Annotated in this window: 17 protein-coding genes and 1 tRNA gene; 11 read left to right on the top strand and 7 right to left on the bottom strand. The window is 62.1% G+C overall.

The features are described 5' to 3' along the window. Positions 1-8: 8 nt before the first annotated feature. Both IEY38_RS06705 and bluB read right to left on the bottom strand, forming a co-directional pair. Positions 9-1,913 carry a helicase HerA domain-containing protein gene (locus IEY38_RS06705; RefSeq protein ID WP_188976414.1) on the bottom strand — a complete coding sequence of 635 codons (1,905 nt, stop codon included), beginning with the start codon at positions 1,911-1,913 and terminating at the stop codon, positions 9-11. 171 nt (positions 1,914-2,084) lie between these two features. Then, entirely contained in the window at positions 2,085-2,756 is a 672-nt protein-coding gene (gene bluB, locus IEY38_RS06700) for a 5,6-dimethylbenzimidazole synthase (protein ID WP_188976412.1), read from the bottom strand. Positions 2,757-2,925: 169 nt separating this feature from the next. On the opposite strand from bluB, the gene IEY38_RS06695 reads away from it, so the two are divergent. Further along, positions 2,926-3,273, top strand: coding sequence for a hypothetical protein (locus tag IEY38_RS06695; protein ID WP_170098537.1), 348 nt, complete (start codon positions 2,926-2,928; stop codon positions 3,271-3,273). A gap of 6 nt (positions 3,274-3,279) precedes the next feature. On the opposite strand, the gene dinB is transcribed toward IEY38_RS06695, so the two are convergent. Continuing rightward, positions 3,280-4,641: a DNA polymerase IV gene (gene dinB / locus IEY38_RS06690; RefSeq protein WP_188976410.1), complete on the bottom strand. Its 1,362-nt coding sequence runs from the start codon at positions 4,639-4,641 to the stop codon at positions 3,280-3,282. 401 nt (positions 4,642-5,042) lie between these two features. Between dinB and IEY38_RS06685 the strand changes: the two genes are divergently transcribed. Then, positions 5,043-5,357, top strand: a complete 315-nt coding sequence (locus tag IEY38_RS06685) for a hypothetical protein (protein ID WP_188976408.1) — start codon at positions 5,043-5,045, stop codon at positions 5,355-5,357. A 205-nt stretch (positions 5,358-5,562) separates the two neighbouring features. Here IEY38_RS06685 and IEY38_RS06680 read toward each other — a convergent pair. The 3 genes from IEY38_RS06680 to IEY38_RS06670 all read right to left on the bottom strand — a co-directional run bounded on the left by IEY38_RS06680 (position 5,563) and on the right by IEY38_RS06670 (position 7,515). Continuing rightward, positions 5,563-5,633: transfer RNA gene (locus IEY38_RS06680), tRNA-Gly, on the bottom strand. Positions 5,634-5,772: 139 nt separating this feature from the next. Further along, on the bottom strand, positions 5,773-6,462 hold the full coding sequence (locus IEY38_RS06675; protein ID WP_188976406.1) for a class I SAM-dependent methyltransferase: 690 nt from the start codon (positions 6,460-6,462) through the stop codon (positions 5,773-5,775). 12 nt (positions 6,463-6,474) lie between these two features. Then, entirely contained in the window at positions 6,475-7,515 is a 1,041-nt protein-coding gene (locus tag IEY38_RS06670; protein WP_188976404.1) for a tyrosine--tRNA ligase, read from the bottom strand. 104 nt (positions 7,516-7,619) lie between these two features. On the opposite strand from IEY38_RS06670, the gene IEY38_RS06665 reads away from it, so the two are divergent. From IEY38_RS06665 to IEY38_RS06650, 4 genes are all read left to right on the top strand, one after another. Continuing rightward, positions 7,620-9,848: an AAA domain-containing protein gene (locus IEY38_RS06665; protein WP_188976402.1), complete on the top strand. Its 2,229-nt coding sequence runs from the start codon at positions 7,620-7,622 to the stop codon at positions 9,846-9,848. A 58-nt stretch (positions 9,849-9,906) separates the two neighbouring features. Then, complete coding sequence (locus tag IEY38_RS06660) at positions 9,907-10,341, top strand: hypothetical protein (protein ID WP_188976400.1); 435 nt, start codon at positions 9,907-9,909, stop codon at positions 10,339-10,341. A 69-nt stretch (positions 10,342-10,410) separates the two neighbouring features. Beyond that, positions 10,411-11,448 carry an aspartate-semialdehyde dehydrogenase gene (gene asd, locus IEY38_RS06655; RefSeq protein WP_188976398.1) on the top strand — a complete coding sequence of 346 codons (1,038 nt, stop codon included), beginning with the start codon at positions 10,411-10,413 and terminating at the stop codon, positions 11,446-11,448. Between the two features lie 91 nt (positions 11,449-11,539). Beyond that, positions 11,540-11,920: a hypothetical protein gene (locus IEY38_RS06650; protein ID WP_188976396.1), complete on the top strand. Its 381-nt coding sequence runs from the start codon at positions 11,540-11,542 to the stop codon at positions 11,918-11,920. Here the strand turns inward: IEY38_RS06650 and IEY38_RS06645 are convergent, their stop codons facing one another. Then, a complete protein-coding gene (locus IEY38_RS06645; RefSeq protein ID WP_188976394.1) occupies positions 11,921-12,874 on the bottom strand; it encodes a D-2-hydroxyacid dehydrogenase in 954 nt (317 codons plus the stop codon). It abuts the gene before it with no gap. Positions 12,875-13,089: 215 nt separating this feature from the next. Here IEY38_RS06645 and IEY38_RS06640 point away from each other — a divergent pair, with 215 nt between their 5' ends. The 5 genes from IEY38_RS06640 (at position 13,090) to IEY38_RS06620 (ending at position 20,404) form a co-directional block, all read left to right on the top strand. Beyond that, positions 13,090-13,611 carry a response regulator transcription factor gene (locus IEY38_RS06640; protein ID WP_188976392.1) on the top strand — a complete coding sequence of 174 codons (522 nt, stop codon included), beginning with the start codon at positions 13,090-13,092 and terminating at the stop codon, positions 13,609-13,611. Between the two features lie 94 nt (positions 13,612-13,705). Further along, positions 13,706-15,064: an NAD(P)/FAD-dependent oxidoreductase gene (locus IEY38_RS06635; protein ID WP_188976390.1), complete on the top strand. Its 1,359-nt coding sequence runs from the start codon at positions 13,706-13,708 to the stop codon at positions 15,062-15,064. Positions 15,065-15,641: 577 nt separating this feature from the next. Continuing rightward, a complete protein-coding gene (locus IEY38_RS06630) occupies positions 15,642-17,090 on the top strand; it encodes an APC family permease (protein WP_229775234.1) in 1,449 nt (482 codons plus the stop codon). A gap of 446 nt (positions 17,091-17,536) precedes the next feature. Then, a complete protein-coding gene (locus IEY38_RS06625) occupies positions 17,537-18,769 on the top strand; it encodes a permease (protein WP_188976386.1) in 1,233 nt (410 codons plus the stop codon). Positions 18,770-19,276: 507 nt separating this feature from the next. Continuing rightward, positions 19,277-20,404, top strand: coding sequence for a hypothetical protein (locus IEY38_RS06620; protein ID WP_188976384.1), 1,128 nt, complete (start codon positions 19,277-19,279; stop codon positions 20,402-20,404). The last annotated feature ends 151 nt before the right edge of the window (positions 20,405-20,555 follow it).

The following is a 20,555-nucleotide window of genomic DNA, read 5'->3' as shown; positions in this document are numbered from 1 at the left end:
ACGAGTTTTTACTCGCTGTCCCCGTCCAGAAATGCCGATTCGAGTCGGGAGACAACTGACTCGACCTCGTCGTCGTCGAGTCGGCGGTTGCTCTCCTCCTGAACCAGCGCCGCCAGCCGCGTGTCGTACTTTCCACGGCCGACGTGTTCGACCAGCCCGCGGAGCCGGAGCTCCCTGTTTCGCGCATAGGCCCCCGTCCGATCGCCGGAGCCACCGGCCGAGAAATGGGCGTTCAGCGGCGTCCCGGGACCCTGTTCGCGGTAGTACGCGAGCATTCGGCGGGTCTTTCGGTCCAGCTCCTCGATGTCGGCTCGAAGGTCGGCGTAGACAGCAGGGTCGTCAGCATCGGACGACGGCTCGTCCTCGGCGGCCCCAGTTGCCTCGTCCGACTGCTCAGCTTCGACGGCCTCGGCGATAGCCGCTCTTAGGGCTTTGTCATCAGCCGCAGCAGTGTCTGTCTCAGCCTGGCCGTTGGCTGGCACGGCTGCCGCACTGTTGTCTGGGCTGGCCCTGTTCGTCGCCACAGCACCGTTCTCAGCGTGACCGTTCGACGCCGGTTCGGCGTCCGCACTGCTGGTATCTGACTCAGGTTCAACGTCCGGGCTGCTGCCGTTCGCGTCTGCGCTGCCACTGGCGCTCCCGCCGTTCATCGCAGCCCCGTCCTCGGCAAAGGCGCTGAACGCGTCACCGAACCCGCCGCCGGACGTGGCGTCAGCGGTCTCGTCCGATTCCGGAGGCTGCTCGTCGGGACCGTCAGTGTCCGCCTCACTGTCGTCATCTGCCTCGCCATCCGACGTGGATTGCTCGGCGAACCGTTCACGCTGGCGGCGCATCTTCTCCTGTTCTGTCCGACCGGGGTTGTAGTCCTCGGTCTGATCCAGCATCGCTTCGGTGAACTGCTCGGCCATCCGCGAGAGGTCCCGGGCGTCCTGCAGTTCCGCCTCCAGTTCCGCGATGCGGGAGTTTTTCTTGTCCAGTTCCTCGCGGAGTTCCTTGATGCGGTCCTCCGTCTCCTGCTGTTCGTCGCTGATGGTCTCCAGTTCAGAGACGAGGTCGTCGCTGACGGACTTGAGCTCCGGACGCTCGAAGTCGTCGAGGCCCGGCGTCGCACCTGCGTCGAAGGTCTGCTTGCGGTGGAACTGGACCCGGCTCACCTGCTCGGCCCAGTCGTTCATCATGAACGCCTCGCCGTCGTCCAGGTCTTCGACGGCGTCGGCGTACTTGTTGTCGAGGATGCGACCGACCACTTTCGTGTCGTTGTTCCAGGTCAGGCGATGCCAGACCAGCCAGTCGCACTGGGTGATGTAGTCTTTCTTCACGTCGGCTGGGCGCTGACTGATGCCGACGATGCCCAGCCCGTGTTTCCGGCCGCGTTTCCCGATCTTGATGAGCATCTTCCCGACCTCGCCCATCGACCCCTTCTCCGGCATCCACTCGTGGCACTCCTCGACGAGCATCAGGAAGGGCTGTTTCTGCTTTTTCGCCTTCGCGAACAGTTGCTTGGCGACCTCGGTCAGTAGCGTCTCTGCTTCCTCCTCGTCGAGGAACGACGAGATATCCAGAATGATAGGGACGTTCTGCTCCAGCGCCAGCGACGCGATCTTGCCGGCGTGGTCGTCCGTGACCTGAATGTCACACTCCTCGTCACCGCCGACGTGGAGGATCTCGTACTCCTCTTTCAGGCCGTAGTACTCGCCATCGATGTCGACGATAAGCAGGCCGAACCCGTTGTCCAGCAGTTTCTCGGCGATAACGCTCGCCGTGTTCGACTTCCCGGACCCGCTCTTGCCAGTGATGAACCCCCGGCCAGTCAGCAGTTCCACCACCGGGAGATTGACAGTTTCTCCCGGTTCCCCGGTCCCACCCGGCCCCGCGCTCGTCGTCGCGACAGTTATCTGTTCGGTCTCTGCCATGCGTTTCTGTCACGAATGAGGCGTGCAGGCCCCATAACTCTCCGTCAGACGCCCATCAGCTGTGGAACAGGTCTGGGCACAGGGCGAACTCGTTCAAAACCGCTTCGAGATCTCGGTCGCTCGGGGTTCAAGTTCTTGTGTGCTATCAGCGGGGCTTCGATTCTGACTCCGTTATGACTGCGGTTCGGGTGTCCGACTGGGGTCCCACTCGTCGTAGTGGACCAGTTCCGTTCTGTCGATGCGACTACGCCAGCCTTCTCGTTGCAGTACCGGTTCAGCAGGGAAGCCGTCTTCCGGGTAGCCGACACAGAGGTAGGCCACAGGCTGAACGTGGTGTGGAATGTTCAACACCTCACGGAGTTCGTGGGGGTACAGGAACGAGACCCAGCCGACACCGATACCCTCGGCACGGGCAGCGAGCCAGAGGTTTTGGACGGCAAGGCACGTCGAATAAACGTCCATCCGCTGCATCGTGTTTCGGCCGAGAACGTGTGGTGCATCACGAGTGGGGTCACAGGTAACACAGATATTCACTGGTGCATCGGTTATTCCCTCCAGTTTCAATTGGCCGAAATCTGATTTGCGCGGCTCCTCGTAGCCTTCGCGTGCGGCGGCTATCGCCCGTTCGGCAATCGCTGCGACCGCTGATTTCGTCTGCTCGTCCGCTATCACGACGAAATCCCACGGTTGCGAGAACCCGACGCTGGGTGCGTTGTGGGCGGCATCTAAGATCCGCCCCAGCACTTCCTCGGGAACTGGGTCGCCGACAAATCGTCTGATATCCCGTCGCGAGTAGATGGACTTGTAGACTGCCTCCCGGTCACGGGGTCCAAACTCAACCATATCTTCCCTGACAAACGACAGTTGTAAACCGGTTGTGCTGACCAACGTGGTCTCAGGTACAGCGAGATGCGAACACGGAACAGATAGCGAGTGTTGCCAGCCAGTCTGAGACGGGGTAACGGCTATTGTAGTGGGGTTCTTTGACATACTTGTTCGGCTGGGGCTGGCCATGGACAGGTACGAGACGTTCGTCGAGGACGGAACGGTGTACGTCGGGAGTGACGACGGCCCGCTCGAAGTGGCCCCGCTGGAGGACATCGTCGCGGCCGCCGGCGGGCCGGCCTGGACAATCACCTACTCCGAGGCTGAGAAGGAACGGTACGCCGGGATGGACACCAGTGACGAGGGGCTGGTGGTTGACGTGGTCGATATGTTGCACGCCATGACCCACAGCCAGCGGTTCGTCGACACGCTGGCCGCGCATCCGACAGAAGTCCCGGCCGACGACACTATTTCGCCACGAGCCGGCCTGTTCGTCGGGAAACTGCTGGAGAATCTGGAACACGGTGTCGCCTGAGCGGCCCTAGAAATCCGCGAGCGTCGTCTGACCGGGCGGGAGTGAAACCTGAGCCTCACTGGCGTCCGTTCCCTCGCCCTCCGTGTCCTCGGCAGCCTCGCTGCCCCCGTCGTTCTCACCGAACGTTCCGAGTCTCACCTGTCCGTCCCCGTCCTGTTCTTTAGCCGTCTCTGAGCTGTTGTCGGCGACGGAGCTATCGCTCTTCTCTTCGGTTCCGGAGTCACTGCCGAACCCGTCCAGATTAGCTTGTTCGCCGGCAGAGAAGTCCAGGTTCGAGACGCGAACCCCGACCTTCCGAACCGGATCATCGGCGAACTCGCCGAGCAGGTCCAGCGCGATGCGTCTGACCAGTTCGGGTTCCTCGACCGGACCGGGGAGCGACCGGGCACGCGTGTTCACGTCGAAGGGCGGCGTCACGACCTTGATGCCGATAGTCTGGTAGCGCGCACCCTTTCGCTGTGCGCGGTCAGCGACAGCGTCGGCGAGGGTGCGAACCTGCCGACACTTGGTCTCCATATCGGTCGTCGCGTCAGTGAACGCGGATTCCCGCGAGAGACTCTTGGGGTCGCCTTTCGGCGTTACCGAGCGCTCGTCCTCGCCGCGGGCGTAGCGGCGTATCTCGCGGCCGCGCTCGCCGAAGCGCTCGGCCAGCAGTTCCGGATCGGCGGCCGCCAGATCGCCCGCAGTCCCGACGTCTAGAGAGTCGAGTTCCCTGGCGGTGACCGGGCCGACGCCGTGGACGTCCTCGACGGGCAGATCGGCGAAGAAGTCCCGGACGGTACCCGGTTCAACGATGACCAGCCCGTCCGGCTTGTCGCGGTCGCTGGCCACCTTCGCGGCGCTCATCGTCGGCGCGACACCGACGCTCGCGACCACGCCGACCGCTGACTCGATTGTGTCTTTCAAATCTCTTGCCCACGACTCGACAGTCTCCCATGAGACCCGCTCAGTTACATCCAGATACGCCTCGTCGATACTCACCTCGCGGACGACGTCCGCTTCTGTATGGAGGATGTCCCGGACATCCGCGGCGACGGACTCGTAGAAGTCCATGTCCACCGGGCGGTAGAAGCCGGCGTCTTCAACATCGAGGTCCGGGTCCTCGACGGCCTCGACCTTCCGTGGGAGCCGTTCCAGTGCTTCGGAGATAGCCATCGCCGACTCGACACCGTACGCCCGGGCCTCGTAGCTCGCTGTCGCGACGGCCCCGTGGGTCGCGCCGTTCTCGTAGCCCATCCCCACGACGAGTGGCTCGCCGCTGAGTGCCGGTTCCCGACGCTGTTCGCAGGCGGCGTAGAAACAGTCCATGTCGACGTGCGCCACTATCTGCTCGGGGCCGCTGGTCCCAGGAAGCCGCCCAGCATCCATACCCGACGCTACGTGTACTGGCAGAAAACCCCACCGGCCCTCGTCGGCCCTATCAGGACAACGTACGGACTGCTGTATCGGAAACACCTCGAAAAACTGGAGCAGGGAAAGTGGTGGGGGTGGGGGTGGGGGTGAGGTGTCAGCTGCTCCGTCTGCCGTTGGTTTCAAAGCGATACGTGACCGGTGGAGTGGCCAGTCTCCACCGGCGATGATCGTCCGCCGATGCCAATCCCGGATGGTACGACGGTCGTTCCCGCCGGGAGCGTAGGAAGCTCCATGTTAACAAAAGTCATGGCAATACTTCAATGTTGGCCGACGTTATGTTTGTCTCACACTTTGAGAGCTCCCTGACCGCATCCCGCTCGAAACGCTTTCAATCCTCTCCCCACGACTGCGACGTAATGACCGAACTGACGGACTCACTGCCCGACAGACCGCTTTCGACGAGCGAGATCTCGGCCCTCGAAGCCCAGCACGACGACTACGGGTTTGCGCCGGTCGGGTTCTTCCCCGACCTCGACGCGGTGGCCGCGTTCGTCGTTATCATCAACGGCGACCGTGGCTACAGTCTCGGCTACGACCGCAACGGCGACGGTTGGGTCGTCGTCGAGTCCTTCGAGGACGGCGAGGACTTCGCCGGCGTCACTGACCGCCTGCAAGAGTGGATGGGTGATGACTGGGAGGAGTTTGAAGCGGCTGCCGTCGAATCGGAGTGAGAGTGTCGACAGCTACGGAATCGGACAGAGGTGCGCCCAGCGAAAGTCAAACACGGGGTGGCGCATCGGCTGATCGTCACTATCTGTCGGAACGGACAGCGACCGGGATTTGAACTCGACTGCAAATCCTCGCTACCGCTCGGATTTCCGTAGTTCAAATCCCTCTGTACAGCATTTGCTGCTCGCGGTTGTGCTCGCAGCGAAATGCGGCGACCGGGATTTGAACCCGGGCCATGAGCTTGGAAGGCTCAGGTCCTACCACTAGACCACCGCCGCTCACTCACTACGTTCGTTCGCGGCGTCGTTCGCAAATCCGTCGGATTTGCTCACCACCGCCGCTTGCTCGTGCGGACACAGGCTCGGCAGACTGTGTTCCGCCCGAGTGCGAACGTATACCCTCATAGATGGAAGGCAATTAAGTGCGTTTCCCTTCTGGCTCGACAACCCCGTAACAGTTGCCGCTTGACAGTTCCATCGAGACGAGCCGGAGGTCGCTGTCGGCGACATCGCGCTCGAATTCGGCCGGCGTATAGATGTGATAGAACCGCGGGACCGTCTCGCCGCCGGGGAGCGTCCAGTCGACGGTCGTGTCGAAGCCCGCGTCCGCGTCGGTGTCAGCGTCGAAGCGGTCGTGGGCCGTACTCCACGCGCTGACGAGCGCCCGAGCGCCCGGCGCGAGCACGCGAGCCAGTTCATTCAGGCTGGCGCGGCGGGCGGACCGCGACGGGAGGTGGTGCAGCGTCGCGACGTACACCGCGAGGTCGACGGACCCGGCTGTGAGCGGGAGGCGGGTCGCGTCGCCCTGCAGCAGCGCGACGCTGTCGCCGACGCGGTCGGTCGCGGCTTGCAGGAGCGCGCGGCTGGCGTCGAGGCCGACCACAGTGTCAGCGACCGCTGCGAGCAGTTCCGCGTGGCGGCCGTTACCACAGCCGACGTCAAGTGCCGTCTCAACGCCGCCAGCGTCGTCGACGAACGATTCGACCTCCGGCCAGGCGTACTCGCGGGTCTTCGAGAAGTGGTCGCCGATGTCTTCGTACGTCCGGCGGACGGCAGCCCGGGAGCGATCCGGTTCGTCACTCTCGGCGCTCTGGTCGGGGGACGGCATCGGTCGACGGCGTTACTCCGCGCCGTACTTCTCGGGGTATGCCTCGGCGAGTAGCTCGTCCTCGTCGCTCAGTCGCTCCCGAACCGGGTCGATCACGTCCGAGATCGCGCTGGCGGCCGAGGGCTTCAGGTCAGCGGGGTGGAGTTCGCCGCTGACGAAGTCCGATTCGACCTCGTCGTAGCTCTCGTAGGTGAGGTCGCCGCCGTACTCCTCCGGGCGCTCGACGACGAACGAATCGCCGCGAACGTCCAGCACCGGGAAGACGAGGTGTTCGAGGTACTCCAGCACGCCGTTCTCCTCGACCTCGCCGGCTGGGCAGTACGCCTGATTGATCTTCTCGTCGACCTCGTCGGGGCTGTCTGTGAGGTTGACCTTCGACGCCTCGTCGGAAGCGCTCATCTTGCCACCCGAGAGGCCCGACAGCAGCGGGGCGAACAGACAGATCGGCGACTCGCCACCGTGGTCCGGCAGAATCTCGCGCGAGAGCATGTAGATGCCGCGCTGGTCGACACCGCCGTAGGCGATGTCAGCATCGAGTGCCTTCACGTCCAGCGTCTGCATCAGCGGGTAGATGAGCCCGCCGAGGTTCGGACTCTCAGATTCGCGGACGACCTCGCTGGCCGCGCGCTGCGTTCGCGAGATGGTCGTCTCGGCGGCCATCCGGTACATTTCCAGCGTGTACTCCTCGTCGAGCTGGAAGTCGGTCCCGCGGACGAAGGTCACATCTTCGGGGTCCGCGCCAGCCGCTTCAATCATGCCCTCGATGGCCGTCTCGTAGTAGGCCGAGCGGGCATCCAGCAGGTCGAAGGGCGACTTGTTGTCGTCGAGGTGGGCGTGCAGGTCCGCGATGAGGACTGTCACGTCGACGCCGGCCCGCAGGAAGTCCGCGAGCTTTCGCATCGTCGTGAAGTGCCCGATGTGCATCTCGCCGGTCGGCGCGTAGCCGATGTACGCCGACGGGTCGCCGTCCTCGAACAGCGTCCGCAGTTCGTCCTCGGTGACGACCTCTGTCGTGTGTCGCGTCACCAGATCGAGTCGCTCGGCGGTATCCATACCGATGTGTGGCCGGTCCGGCGATTAAAACGTTCCTGTCCGGTGTGACGGGCTGTCGGGGTGGGCCGTACTGTTTTACGACAGCAGGGCGCAGTCGGGGGTAGATGTCGCTCCTGTTCGACCACGTCATCGGGTCCTTTGACCTCGACGACGCGTCGCTGTGTGTCCCCGACGACGACGCTCTCGACGATCGCGGCGATGTCGTCCCCGCACGCCCTGTCGCCGAGTTCGCGGCCCATCACGACGAACTCGCCCACCCCGAGGAAGACTGGGTCTGTATCCCGTTGCACGAACCGGACTCGGCGCGAGTTACCGACGAATTCGTCGCCTTTACCGATCACTCGCTCCACGGCGAGATATTCGTTTTTGAACGCGACGGCGAGCGGGACTTCGTCGATGCGGACGGGTTCGGAGCCACGAGGCTGGCCAACCGGATCCGATTCTGGCACTCCGACTACGTCCCGGAGACGTACCCGCCCTCCTACGACTCGCCGATAGACGACAGCGAATCGCCCCGAAACCCGATCCCGTCGGATGAACTGCTCGACGGCTTGCGTTCCCACGTTGAGCAAGAACGTGAGGCGACTCGCCAACAGAACCGGGAGCGCGCCGAGCGGCGCTCACCTGACGAGGTGTACGAGGCCGGTGGCGATGCGGTCCCCGAACTCCACACCCGTGGCCGAGACGACGGTGCCTATCGGTTCCGCGTCGACCCGCCCGCCGATGTCGCCGCCAGACAGGACGGTGACTGGGCGTTTGTCGTCGAATCCGTGTTCGGCATCCACGAGGGGAACGAGGTGCTGATTCACGCCGACAGGGAGAGCGGACGTGAAGACGACCCGTTCCCGGTCCCGGCGACGGTCGAGCGCATCCGCGGACGGTCGGTCTGGCTCGCGGTGGACTGGGCCGATATCGACGGGGCGACGACGCTCGAAAGCGCACTCACTGACGGTGACGCCACCTACGGGCTCATGGCATTGCTAAATCCCGTTCCGTTCGACCGCGAACGAGAGGCGATCGAGTCGCTAACTGACCACCGTTTCCGGGACGTGCTTGCCGGCGACCGGCCCATAACGTTCTCGAACGGGGCAGCTGCCCGGAGCGACCAGTTCGACGCGGAACTGAATCAGGAGCAGCAACTGGCCGTCGAGCACGCACTGCTGGCCGACGACCTGTTCTGTATTCACGGCCCGCCGGGGACCGGGAAGACGCGGACGCTGGTCGAAATCGTCCGCCGGGCTGCACAGGCCGGTGAGGACGTGTTGGTGTGTGCGGACTCGAATCAGGCGGTCGACAATCTCGTGGCAGGGTCGTCGACGAGCGACGTGGCCGACCCGCAGTCACTGCACGCCTACGGCCAGCGCGGCGACGGCGACTACACCCTCGACCGCGTGAACGCGAGCCAGTCAGCAAACGAGGTCGTCCGGCGCGCCTACAGCGACGTACCCGGACGAGCCGACGTTGTCGCGGTGACGAACAACAGCGCCGCCACGCTCGCCCGGGAGTTCGACTTGGTGGTGCTCGACGAAGCGACCCAATCAACCTGCGCGGCGTCGTGTATCCCGCTAGTCCGGGCCGACCGCGCCGTGCTGGCCGGAGACCACCGACAGCTGCCGCCCTACAGCGCCAGCGACGAACCGCCAGAATCGAGCTACGGCCACTCGCTGTTCGAACATCTCTACGCCGACGGCGGCGTCTACGACGGCGTCGGCCTCCAGCTACAGACCCAGTACCGAATGCACCGTGACATCGCGTACTTCCCGAACCGGCGGTTCTACGACCGGACGCTACGGAACGGGCGGGCGGTCGACCCATTAGCCGACCGGCCGGCGATAGAGGGGTACAACGTCGGTGGGCGAGTCGAGACCGTCGGGCACTCCAAGTCCAATCCCACCGAAGCCCGCCTCGTCGCCCATCTCATTCAGGACCTGCTGTCGGACGTGCCCGCTGAGGAGATCGGCGTCATCACTCCGTACAGCGCGCAGGTGTCGAAGATCCGGGAGATTCTCGCCGAGCGTACTGACGCCGCTGACGGCGTCACCGTCGACACTATCGACTCGTTTCAGGGCGGCGAACGGACGGCGATCGTCCTGTCGCTCGTCCGGAGCAACGCCGAGGGGAACGTCGGGTTTCTTGGGCGACCGGTCGACGGCCCTCGTCGGTTGAACGTCGCGCTCACGCGAGCGAAGCGATACTGCGCCGTCATCGCTGACTGGCACACGCTCCGCTACGACGCCGACGGGAAGTGTACGGACCTTTACAGCGATTTTTACCAGTTCGTCTCGAACACCGACCGCCTGAACGACGTGGACCCCGAGTTCATTCCGGTGTAGCCGGCCAGCGACCGTCCGACTGCGATGGGTCCAAATACGTCCGACCCAACTGTCTCACATGTACACGGGGAAGACGGAGAAGGCCTGCTGTCTGTGCGGGAATCCCGACACTGCGACCCGTCTCGATCTACCGCCGCGGGCGGTCCCGCTACTCAAGCACGCAGACCCGATCGCCTGGCAGGACATCGTCGGTGAGGTGTCCATCTACTTCTGTGACTCGGACTGGGAGACGGTTCGAGATCTCGTGTTAGAAACCGGGATGAGTCCTCTATCCAGATGTAACGCCGCCCGTGCCTCCTTCGATCTCCGGGAGGACTTCGAGGCGCTGCTGAACGACATCCGGGACAAGCCGGACCACACGGAGATCGAGGCGGAGATGCGCGCAAAGGCCGAGGAGACGCTGGCGAATCACGACGACCCCTACGTCGAAGAGCGGGACCTCGTGGAGGCCCGTGTCATCGAGTGGGTGTTCGAGGATACCGAGGACGAGTAATCCTACGAGGGCAGCGGTACCGCTTTCGTATCCAAACTGTTTTGACCACCCGTAGCCGTGTGTCAAGCGATGACTGTACGCGTAGGTGTGCTCGGTGCGACTGGCGCAGTCGGGCAGCGACTTATTCAACTGCTCGATCCCCACCCCGAGTTCGAGATCGCAGCACTGACAGCCAGCGACGCGAGCGCTGGCGAGACATACAAGGACGCCGCCAAGTGGCGCGTCAATTCCCCGATTCCCGAAGATGTGGCTGGGTTAGAAGTCCGCGCCACCGACCCGGATTCGGTTCCCGACGACGTCGATCTCATCTTCTCCTCGCTCCCGTCGAGCGTCGGCGCGGAGGTCGAACCGGAGTTCTGTGAGGCCGGCTACACAGTCTCTTCGAACTCCTCGAACGGCCGGATGGACGAGGACGTTCCCCTCATCATTCCCGAGGTCAACGCCGATCACGTCGACCTTCTCGAAGTCCAGCGCGACGAGCGCGGCTGGGACGGCGCACTCCTGAAGAACCCGAACTGTTCGACGATCACGATGGTCCCGCCGCTGGCCGCCCTCGACCGCGAGTTCGACCTGGCCGACGTGCGCGTCTCGACCCTGCAGGCCGTCTCCGGCGCGGGCTACTCCGGCGTCACGTCGATGGAGATCATCGACAACGCCATCCCGCACATCGGCGGTGAAGAGCAGAAGATGGAGACCGAATCGCGCAAGCTGCTGGGCTCGTTCGACGGTGCGGAGGTCCACCTCAACGAGATGGACGTGGCCGCCTCCTGTAACCGCATCCCGACGCTCGACGGCCACCTCGAAAACGTCTGGGCCGACACGGCCGAGGACATCTCCACGGCCGACGCCGAGGCCGCGATGGAGGCAGTTACCGGTATCGACCTGCCGTCTTCGCCAGAGAAGCTCATCACGGTGTTTGAGGAACCCGACCGTCCACAGCCACGACTCGACCGCAACGTCGAGGACGGCATGGGCGTCGCAGTCGGTGGGTTCCGCGAAACGAACGACGGCGTCCAGTTCAACTGTCTGGCGCACAACACGATGCGCGGTGCCGCCGGTGCGAGCGTGCTGAACGGCGAACTGCTGAACAAACGCGGCTATCTGTAACGGTCGGTCTCGCCGAGTGCGGTTTTTGGAAATTGACCGAGGTCAAGTCGCTAAGCAGACATTTTTCACAATCAGTATCGACTGCGTACACATGGTCTCCCGCGATACGAAGCTTCAGATTGGGCTGGTGAGCGTAGTTATAATCGTTTCAGTGCTCCGCCCATTCGTATTTCCGCTCGGACGGCTTGGGTCGGTCGCGTTTTTTGCAGGTGCGAACTTTGTCATATTGGGTGGCGCACATCTGTACCTAGCTCTTGTGGGAGATAGTGAGACAATTTCAGTTGCGGCCCGCTGGCGGTACATCGGAGTTGCAGCGATGGTAGCTGTGGCCTCCTTCCTGCGAGTAGTCGCCGGACGGACTAGCGTCGGGAGCGTTACGCTCAATCAACTACTCGGCAGCGTGCTCGCTGTGACAGTGGTATCCTATCTGGTGTACGAAGCCCGCGCTGGCTATCTCGCCAGCCGACAGTGACTAGAGCTCGATCTGGTTCCTGAGCCCGTCCCACTCGCCGGTTCGCTCGGCCCGCCGGACGTTTTCCGCCACGATGTCGGCCAGCCGTTCGTAGTAGCTGGGTGTGTGGCCGGCGTTATGTGGCGTAATGAGGACGTTCTCGAAGTCCCATAGCGGGTGGTCGCCGGGCAGCGGTTCGGGGTCGGTCACATCCAGGGCCGCACCGCCGATATGATTGCGCTGGAGCGCACTGACCAGCGCGTCGGTATCGACAACTGGGCCACGGGCGACGTTGGTAAGTACCGCCTCGGGGTGCATCGTCCGGAACACTTCCTCGTCAATAAGGTGGCGCGTCTCGTCGGTGAGCGGGCAGGCGAGTCCGATGTACTCTGTGTCGGCGACCGCCTCGTGAATCTCGTCGAAGCCGTACACCTCGTCGGTCGGCCCGCCCTTCTCCGGCGAGTGGCGGACGCCGACGGTCTCCACGTCGAATCCCTGAACGCGGTCGACGATGGCCTCGCCGATCTCGCCCAAGCCGACGATGCAGACACGGCTACCGGCGAAGTCGTCAGTGTGGAACGACTGCCAGACGCGATCGCGCTGGTGGCGGCGAGCGGTGAAGAAGCCCCGAGCGAAGGCGAGCCACGAGCCGACGACGTTCTCGGCGACGTTCGGGCCGTGGACGCCGGAGGCCGTCGTGAGCGCGATGTCGCGGTCCGCAAGGTCCGAGAGCGGGAGATGGTCGTATCCAGCGTATGTCCCTGCAAACAACTGCAGCGAATCGGCAGCATCGACCAACTCCGGTGAGAGGTCATTGCCGGTCAGGACTGTCGCGTCCTCGATCAAGTCCCGCTCGGCCCCAGGCGTTTCAGCGACGGCGATGTCCCACTCCGGTAGTCGGTCCCGGAGCGCTGCCGCGTACTGGTCGACCGGCATTCCGTGAACGGCGTATCGGGTCACGACGATATCGGCCATTGAACCCCTCCTGTGGCGTGCGGAGCCATACCGGCTGTTCCACGCGGGGGCCTCAAAACGGTGCCGGCAGTCCGTCGATCGCACGCCGAAATAGTATTCGTTTAGCAATCATTAGAGAACGGGCGAAATACCAGCATGAATTAGTAAAATTTGTAGTAATAGTTCGGCGATATCTTAGAATATTTGTAGGATGACCGGCGTAGGATTTCGAAGGAATGGGGAGACCGACTAGCGTTGCGGTGATCGATGACGATAAGAACTATAGACAACTCTACAGACTTTGGCTTCCGGAAGAGTACGATGTTATAGAGGCCGGTGACGGCCGTACGGGGTTACAGCGGATTGATGACTCGGTCGATGCGGTACTGCTGGATCGCCAGATGCCGGAACTGAGCGGCGAAACGGTCGCCGAAAGGCTCCAGCAGCGGTCAGTTACTCCTGCGGTCGTTATGATCAGTAGCGTCAAGCCGGACGTGGATATTCTGGATATTCCGGTCGATTCGTATCTCAGAAAGCCCGCTGACCGGGATACCCTGTTGTCGGTGCTCTCGACAGTTCGTGCCCGATGCGAGTACGAGACGCAACGTCGGGAACTCCTGGGACTTGCCGACCGCCGAGCAACGGTTGCCGACGCTGTACGAGCCACAGTGCTTGCGGAGAGCGACGCGTACCAGCGAGCCGTCGAACAGCTAGAACAACACGACGTGTCACTCACCGACGCGGTGTCCGAACCGTAGCGCGCAGCGCGTTCCAGTTCAGACACAAGGGCGTCAGAGCGCGAATCCGATGCAAGACAATAGGTTTTAGCGGGCGCGGGACGCCGTAGCGGGTATGGAACACGTAGACGTCGCCATTGTGGGTGGTGGCCCGGCCGGGTCGTCGGCGGCCGAGGCTGCAGCCGACCACGGGGCCGACGCCGTCCTCCTGGAAAAAGGGGTCCCCAGAGCCGACCGCGAGGGGACGGGGCCGGACTCGACGGACGCCGCTGGGCTGCTCGATTACTGGTTCGACATTATGGGTATTCCGCGGTCGGAGTTCCCCGAGGACGTGGTGCTGAGCGAACTCGACGGGGCGAAGTTCTACGGCCCCTCGACGGAGATGACGCTCACGGAGACCGGTATCAGTTCCAGCACTGACGACTTCGGTATCACGTTCCACCGGGCGCGGTTCGACGACTGGCTTCGCGAACGAGCGACGGACGCGGGCGCGGACTACTGCGTCGGCGTCAGCGTCACCGGCGTCGACACCGATCTCCGGAGTTCACCGCGACACACCGTTCGGCTGGCCAACGGCGAGGACATCGCCGCCGAGTACGTGATCCTTGCCGACGGCCCACAGCGGACTATCACCGGCGGCACGCTCGACCAGTTCCTCCCGGCCGGGCAGACGATGGCCGACATCATGCCCTCGAACGAGGTCAACCACATCGCCTATCAGGAGCACCGGCGGATGCCCGAGGAACTGTTCACACCGGAGTTCATCGAGTTCTGGTGGGGTATCATGCCCGGCCACACGGCGTACCCGTGGATTTTCCCGAACGACAATTCCGTCGCGCGCATCGGCCTCACGATGCCCATCGGGCTGGACATCGACGCGTACGACCGCAGCGAGTGGGACCTCCTCAGAGCGAACGACGACAGCATCCCGCAGGGCCGGCAGTACATCGAGCGGTTGCTCGAACGGGAGTTTCAGGCGTACGATCTCGACGACTTCCCGCTCGTCGAGGAGCGCGGGAAATCGAAAGGGACGGAGACGTATCCCATCTCCTCGACCCAGCCAATAGAGTCGCCGGTGGGTGCCGGCATCGCTGTGGCCGGTGGCGCAATGGGGACCACCTCGGCGTTCCACGAGGGCGGCGACCACGTCGCCGTTCGCACCGGGAAAATCGCCGGCCGCCTCGCCGCGAACGACCGCCTCGAACGGTACAACGACGCCTGGCACGACGCCATCGGCGACGAAATCCTCCGTAACGTCACCTTCGCAGATATGGTTCGGGACTGGCGGCCCACCGACTGGGACCGGGCCTTTAGAACTGCCAACGACTTGATGGACGCCCGTGGAATCAAAGCCGATGCGGCGCTCCGTGGCGGCTACAACGGCATCAAGATGGTTCTGGCTTACAAATGGGGGAAGTTCTCCTCTCGCAACGGCAAGTACGTCCAGCTGCGCGAGGACGACTACGCTGTCTGAACGTCACCCTTAGGTGTGCCACCGGCGAAGTACGGATGCGTGCCTTTAATCCCCGGCTGAGACCCGTCACCGGGACGATGACGATCCGGAGAACCCGGGCACGCGACATGACCGCGGTTCACACCGCATCTGGTCGTCTTCCGACGACCCGCCAGACGGTTGCACCGTCTGGGCGATCGGTGATTACGCTGTAATCACCCGCGCTCGCGGCTGACGCCGCTCGCGCATTTGGTCGCTATTCAACGACCCGCCCGGCACGAGGGTTTGCCGGCTGACGTGGCACACCGCCGAGGATGATGCCGGACGTTAGTGTTCCGGGCGTACATTTCGAGTATGCTACTGAAGCCATTTGTAAATAAGATATGTAGCTATATTGCCATATTCTGTCGAGGCAGGTATACCCCACTGAGCCCCATCCCCGTCGTTTTCTCGGGAGAACAGTCGATGATGGCGAGGCTGGAAGAGTGATACTACTCTGTCATCAGTTGGCGACCCTCCCGAGGCGATTCCCAACGCCATGCAATACCCTACAGGCTTTTATTCCGATGCCAATAACTGTCAATCAGGAAGGGGTACCGTGACTCAATCTGAGGAAACACGGCGGTCGGGGGGTGCCGTTGAAGAGCGACTGGAAAGGAATATCGGCCTCCTCGGGGCTACCTCGATCGGGGTTGGGACAATGATCGCGGGCGGGATCTTCGTGCTCTCGGGGCTGGCTGTCGCCACCGTCGGTGCAGCCGCCGCAGTCTCATTCGGGTTAGCGGCGCTTGTGGCATCGTTCACGGCACTCTCCTACGCCGAGTTTGCGACCATCTATACTGTCGACGGTGGCGGCTACGCCTACGTCGCCGAGGTGTTCGACTCTGACTTGTCGTATCTGGTGGGGTGGCTGATGATCCTCGGTTACCCCGCAAGTGCGGCCTTCTACCTCGCGAGTTTCACCGACTGGTTCGCGCGGTTCATCTGGCCCGCACTGGCACTCCCGGCTGCCTTACCCTTCTGGATTCCAGGTGTGGTCGTCCTCAGCGTGCTCGTAGCTATCAACCTCGCCGGTGCCAAGGAGAGTGGCAAGTTCCAGATCGTCGTCACTGGCCTCAAGGTGGCGCTGATCGCTCTGTTCCTGTTTGGCGGCATTCGAGCGTTCCAGGCCGACGTAGTTGCCACCTCGCTCTCGACTCACGCCACGCAGTTCGGGGATGTCGCGCTTACATCAGCGCTCGTGTTCATCACCTTCTTCGGCTTTGAGGCGATCGCCACCAACGAAGGCGAGATCGAGTCGCCTGAGCGAACCGTTCCACGGGCTATTTTCCTGAGTATCGGGCTCGTAACCCTACTGTACGTGCTGGTGGTGCTGGTCGTTGTCGTGGCGATCAACGACGGAGCGTTTCTCGCGTTTCTCGTCGAGCGCACGGGGCTAGCCTCTCAGGAGGCCGCCACATCGTTCATAGCCGAACACGGTGAAGTGGCGATGGCAAGGGCCGCACAGTTTTACCTCGGTCCGGCCGGGTTCTACATCTTCGTCGGCGGTGCACTGCTGTCGATGCTCTCTGCGGCCAACGCGACGGTGCTGGCGGGGTCTCGAGTGAAGCTGGCGATGGCCGAGCGCGACCACCTCCCCGAGTCGATCGAGCAAATCGATGAACGAACGGGAAGTCCGACCGTCGCGGTAGCCGTAACCGGCGGACTGGGTCTCCTGTTTTTCCTCGTGTTCGGCGTCATCTTCGCGGCACCACCCGGTGAAACTGCTCCGGAGAGTAGCCTCGTTCTCGGGCTGGAGTCACTGGCGCATTTCGCGGATTTCATGCTTCTCGGGGGGCTGGCGTTCGTCAACGTCGCGCTAATCCAGTCGCGCCGAAAGTATCCCGACCGCAAGCGGCGCTTCCGCGTTCCCGGTGTTCCTTGGGTGCCGCTTCTAGGGGCCGCGTCGACGCTCGTACTCTTAGCGAGTCTAGAACACGTGAGCATCGTACTTGGGGTCGGTGCCGTTGTCGTCGGAGTCGTCTTCTGGTTCGCCGTCCTTGATTAGCCGCGAAAGCGCTACCATACTTTCTCAGTGACTTCAGGTTCCCCGCCGACGGGGATCTATCAACCCAGTTACCTCCGTCAGAGAAATTTACCCATCAGCTATCAGACTCAACCCACTGCTGCAGACATTTGCTATATTCAGTATGTCATTTCTGTCATTCGCTGCAGGTATCCAGAAATGAAGGTTCCCGGGAGCAGTGACATTTGTCAGCTCTGAATGCTCGTGCTGGGTACAGAGCTCATACCCCCTAATGGCCGCATCATTGGTTTGAATATCTTGGTAGATACCGGAACACCACTAACATACAAAATTTGAATCCGACTCTATACTGGATTTCTTAAGCACAAGAGCATTGAACGTGGTGACTGTATTATATATTAGAATGATTGGTGAGAACGGAGAGTGCGATTGGTGGTCGCCAACTCCTACTCAGAGGTGGTCACGAAATGGTGACAGAGACCTTCGTTGAGGGCTTGCGCCTCGCTGGGGAGATGTTCTGGGAAACGTGGTGGGCGCTCGTCCTGGGATTTACCATCGCCGGTGCCGTCGAAACGTTCGTCAGTGAGGAGAAGATGTCTGCTGTCCTCGGGGGGAACGGCTGGCGTGAACTCGGTCTCGGGACGGTCTTCGGGGCGGCGTCCTCGTCGTGTTCGTTTGGCGCGGTTGCGACGACCAAATCGCTGTTCAAGAAAGGCGCATCACCTGTTGCTAGTCTGGCTGCCTTTCAGTTCGCCTCGACGAACCTCGTGATCGAATTGGGCCTTGTCATGTGGATTCTGCTGGGTTGGCAGTTCGTACTGGCCGACTATGTGGCCGGCCTGCTCCTCATCGGACTTCTCGCGGTGACGGTCAAGTATGTTGTCCCAGAAGCGTGGTTCACGGCTGCGCGCGAGCATCTTCGATCCTCGGAGGGCGTGCGTGATCCGTCGTGTGGCATGGAAGTCGACCCGACGAGTGACGACATCGTCACACTGGAGACCGGTGGCGGGACCGAATACTTCTGCTCGGAATCGTGCAAACAGGCCTACCAAGAGCAGCAACGTCAGGAAGACGCGACGTGGCGTGATCGGCTGCTGACTCGTGATGGTTGGCGGCTCGCCTCGAAGAACGCGCTCGGTGAGTGGGGGATGCTCTGGAAAGATATCGTCGCGGGCTTTCTCATCGCCGGACTGATCGGCGCGTTCGTTCCCCGTGAGTGGTGGACGACCCTGTTCGGCCTCGGTGCAGAGGGGACGCTGGGTTGGGTTCTTGCCAGTGCAATAATCGGGGTCGTCATCGGCGTGGTAACGTTCGTCTGCTCGGTCGGGAACGTTCCGTTCGCGGTCATTCTCTGGAATAACGGCATCGCCTTCGGCGGTGTGATGAGCTTCATCTTCGCGGACCTCATCGTCCCGACCATCGACGACGCCTACCGCCGCTACTACGGTCTACGGATGGCTGCTGTCCTGTTCGTCTCGATTTTCATCACTGCCGTTATCTCAGGCGTCGTCATTCACTATCTCTGGGGCGGGCTGGGTCTCATCCCACCGCAGGGCGAAGCCGGCGGGACCGCACCTGCTGGCTATACACTGTACCTCAACACTGTGTTCACACTGCTGTTCCTCGGGCAGGTCTACGTCGGTCACTGGACGACAGGGGGTGACGAGAAACCCGGTGAACACGAGATGCAAGCGGGATAACGAGATAGCGACACAAGGGGAGATGCTAGTGCCCTGCTGAATAGAACCCCTGTGTTCAGCAAGCTGTTCTTGACAGAACGTGAATATACTGACACGCACGACGATACCTGTCTGCTCGTACTGACTAATCCGATACCACAACTGTGACGCTACCCACCAACCCGTCACGTTCACTCTCGACTATCGGTTACCCGCGTAGCGTGACGATGTTGGTCTACACGCTGGATGATGGCTTTGAGCGGGGGGAACTGTTTGGAACGGCGCAGAAACGACCGGTCAGTCTACGTGCGAGCAGTTCACGCGTGACTGGTCGGAGCGTGGAACGGACATTCGATACTCCACCAGGGTGACACCCTGAATCTCAGCCGATGTGATGCCTGCAAGACCGAACTACCTGTACTCGTGCCAACTTTTCCTTGACTTCCAAGGGCAATTACCCGGTTGGGTCGCTAAATATCCAATTTGACCGTCCCGGAGAGACTTACTTCTCCATGCAGAGGACTTCGTATGGACCGACGTACGTACCTCGCCACCGCTGTTGGACTCGGGTCTGGTAGTCTCACCGGGTGTAGCAGCTACTTTGAGGGGGAAAATGAGACTGCAACTAACGACTCGCTGAGAGACACACCGACGGCCGATTCGTCGGGTACAGAAACGCCGGTCCCGCGGAACAGGCTTTCGGCTGGCTCGCATACGGTTACGCTTACCAATCCAAGAGTCCGTGCGTCGATACGGGACGCAGGAGTTCACGTTGATGTCTTCGCCGAGCGAGGCAGTCAGTTCCTCGTGCTTGATGTCGAGACAGATGTTACCAGAGTGAAACAGTTCCCAGTAAGAGTCGTCGCGGACGGCGAGCCGATAACCGACCGACTGTCTCTTGTCGGGCGTCCGGATACGAAGACCACAGGGGCCATCGGATTTCCCCTTCCAGTTTCAGAATACGAGGGTGTCGCGGTTGTGCTCGAAGCAGACGGCGAATCCGCTCGCTGGCGGGTTCCGGATGCCGTTGTCGAACTACTCGCGCGCGCTCCAGAGTTCGTCGTTGGCGATATCGAGGCACCCAGCAGCGTCCGATCCGGAGAGTCGTTCACTGCTTCTTTTGCTGTCACCAACGACGGGAGTCGCGACGCACGGTTCCTCGCAGAGTTCGGACACACGCTCCTGTCCGATACCGGTGAGGTCGAGGTCGCAGTTCCGGTGGGCGAGCGCCGGACACACACCAGCACCATCGAACCCTACTACGAGACTAATGTTGCGGAAATCCCGATGATACTCGATTGGGGCATCGACACTCACCGCACGACTGTAGCCGTCGAACGCGAAACATCGACGGCCGACCTCCCACCCCTTTCGGATGCCCTGCATATCGAATCAAGTCACCCGATTGATGGAACGATGGTCAACCTCGGTGTTGGTGGGATGGCCCGAAACACCAGTACTGCACTGCTCACAAACTGTATCATCGTAGCTTCCGGAGATGTCGGTGACCGACGGTACAGCGGTATCACACGCCGTGACCGACTCGGCCCGGACCAGATCTGGGAGTGGGAGGTAGCCTTCGGCGACGAGGCCGACGCACAGCGTGCGCCTGTCAGAAATATCGAGATCGAAGCCCGAGCGGAATCATCCAGTTGATAATCACTCGGGATGTATCGACTGAGCCACCCGTTGATGAATCGCCACGGAACCTAGGAAATCTTACACGGAGTCCGGAAGTAGGAATATTATGGGTCTGAGGCCCTTAGAAGCGAATAACATAGTCACCGAGCCTACTAGTAGTTTCTCG

This window comes from Haloarcula sebkhae, assembly GCF_014647415.1.
Taxonomy (GTDB): domain Archaea; phylum Halobacteriota; class Halobacteria; order Halobacteriales; family Haloarculaceae; genus Haloarcula; species Haloarcula sebkhae.
The sequence above is the reverse complement of the archived record's forward strand: the minus strand, read 5'-3'. Positions and strand labels throughout refer to the sequence as shown.